Raw genomic sequence first — 1623 nt, forward strand, 5'->3', positions numbered from 1 at the left:
ACATGGCTATCATTTTAGCAAATGGAGAGAATTCTTGTCCATTAAGAAATATTACAAGTTACATGGGTACATTAAGAAAAGTTAAGGGGGTGCATCCATTGATGGATAAGGGTTTTCGGCTATTGTAGTAGATATGTATGGTGGAAGTTCAGATATTCTCCCCTGGTTTTGCGTCCATACCCCTCGGCAATATTCGCTGCTATTGACACCGAAGCTCGGCGAATCTGTGTTGTCATCCCATAAAGCTCTTCTTTGGGAAAAGTTTTAGTGAGACGATAGCAACTTTCAGCTAAATTTACGGCCTCCTGCCAAACTCTTAAATCTCGGTAAGATTGAATTTTTGAATCCGCCATAGATTTTATCAACTTATCCCTATAGCCTACACTCTACACCCTGTCTCAACCCAAAAGATTGTACTACAATTTCCAGTACCCAGTTTCAATGCAAAGAGGGATAACTTTCGTTAACAATTCTTAAGGAAAAACTAGAAAAATTAGCTGTACGGGGGATGATACCGTAGAAAAGGCAATAGAATAATCATCCTGATATGACTGACTCCCCTGAAATACCTTATTTATTACGCGCTGCCAAAGGAGAAATCTTACCCCGTCCTCCCGTGTGGATGATGAGACAAGCAGGACGTTATATGCAGATTTATCGAGAATTGCGGGATAAATACCCCAGTTTTCGGGAAAGATCGGAAAATGCCGATTTAGCGATCGAAATCTCCCTGCAACCTTGGCGCGCTTTTCAACCAGATGGGGTGATCATGTTCTCCGATATCCTCACTCCCCTGGCGGGAATTGGTATTCCCTTTGATATTATCGAAAGTAAGGGGCCGATTATCGATTCTCCCATTCGTACTCAAGCGCAGGTGGACCAACTTAATCCCCTCGATCCCGATCAGTCTTTACCTTTTATCAAAACGATTTTAAAAACCCTACGTCAAGAGGTGGGAAACAAATCCACTGTCCTCGGTTTTGTCGGAGCGCCTTGGACTTTAGCAGCCTATGCAGTGGAAGGGAAAGGTTCTAAAAGTTATTCTGTGATTAAAGGGATGGCTTTTTCGGAACCCTCGGTACTGCACCAATTTTTAGATAAATTAGCGGATATGATCGCCACCTATGTCCGTTATCAAATTGATTGTGGGGCGCAAGTGGTACAAATGTTCGATTCTTGGGCGGGTCAATTAACTCCCCAAGATTACGATGTTTTTGCCTTACCCTATCAACAAAAAGTAGTTCGTTTGGTGAAAGAAACCCATCCCGATACACCCTTAATTCTCTACATTAGTGGCAGTGCTGGCGTTTTGGAAAGAATGGGTAAATCGGGGGTTGATATTATTAGCGTCGATTGGACCGTCGATATGGCGGAAGCGAGACAGCGTTTAGGTAAATCGATGATGGTTCAAGGTAATATCGATCCGGGGGTTTTATTCGGTTCCCAGTCCTTTATTCGCGAGCGGATTCTTGATACTATTCGTAAAGCGGGTAATCAAGGTCATATTCTCAATTTAGGTCATGGTGTTTTGGTGGGAACTCCTGAAGATAACGTGCGTTTCTTCTTTGAAACCGCTAAAAGATTTAGTTATCAATAAAGTTACTCAGGGAACAGGGGAAATGT

General features: G+C 42.6%; 2 protein-coding genes. One reads left to right on the forward strand and one right to left on the reverse strand.

Features of this window, described 5'->3' with window-relative positions; all coding sequences use genetic code 11:
• Positions 1-119: 119 nt before the first annotated feature.
• Positions 120-353 (reverse strand): four helix bundle protein, encoded by a 234-nt coding sequence (locus PX636_RS22080; RefSeq protein ID WP_288118921.1) that lies wholly within the window; start codon positions 351-353, stop codon positions 120-122.
• A 194-nt stretch (positions 354-547) separates the two neighbouring features.
• Between PX636_RS22080 and hemE the strand changes: the two genes are divergently transcribed.
• Positions 548-1597, forward strand: a complete 1050-nt coding sequence (gene hemE / locus PX636_RS22085; protein ID WP_288118924.1) for a uroporphyrinogen decarboxylase — start codon at positions 548-550, stop codon at positions 1595-1597.
• Positions 1598-1623 lie beyond the last annotated feature (26 nt).

Source organism: Microcystis sp. M53598_WE2, from assembly GCF_030067735.1.
In the GTDB taxonomy this organism is placed as follows: domain Bacteria; phylum Cyanobacteriota; class Cyanobacteriia; order Cyanobacteriales; family Microcystaceae; genus Microcystis; species Microcystis aeruginosa.